Below are 629 nucleotides of genomic sequence, written 5' to 3' on the forward strand. Positions count from 1 at the left end.
CTAGGATCAGCGGCATGACTCCGGAAGAGGTCGGCCAGCGGATGGTGGCGCTGCTCGCGCCCGCCGAGGTGACCCCGTCGGTCTCCGGCGGCCAGGCGCACGCCCGCGCCACCGTCGACGTACCGCCGGCGAACTGGCCGGACGCGCTCCGCGCAGCCCGCGACGACGCCGAGCTGGCCTGCGACTACTTCGACTGGCTCTCCGCCGTCGACGAGCTCGCCGGCGGCTTCGACGTGGTGGCGCACCTCTGGTCCACCACCCGCCGGCACGGGATCCTGCTGCGGACCCGGGTGCCCCGGGACGCCCCGGCGGTCGCCTCGGTCGTCGACGTCTACCCGGGCGCCGCATGGCACGAGCGGGAGACGCACGAGATGTTCGGCATCGACTTTCCCGGCCATACCGGGCTGGCGCCGCTGCTGCTGCCGCCCGAGTTCGAGGGGCATCCGCTGCGCAAGGAGTTCGTGCTCGCCTCCCGGGTGGCGAAGCCCTGGCCGGGCGCGAAGGAACCGGGCGAGTCCGAGGCCGGCGGCGGGCGTCGCCCGATCCGCCCGCCGGGCGTGCCCGCGCCGGGGGAGTGGGGAACGACGCCGACACCTGCCGGCGCGGGCGGGGTCGGCGAGGGGCCGCGC

Annotated in this window: 1 protein-coding gene; it reads left to right on the forward strand. The window is 76.5% G+C overall.

Annotated features, from left to right (window positions below; all coding sequences use genetic code 11):
• Positions 1–14: 14 nt before the first annotated feature.
• On the forward strand, positions 15–629 hold a 615-nt coding region (locus tag F6X68_RS32995; protein WP_151457875.1), incomplete at its 3' end, for an NADH-quinone oxidoreductase subunit C.

The organism is Micromonospora sp. AMSO12t, assembly GCF_008806585.1.
GTDB classification, from domain to species: Bacteria; Actinomycetota; Actinomycetes; order Mycobacteriales; family Micromonosporaceae; genus Micromonospora; species Micromonospora reichwaldensis.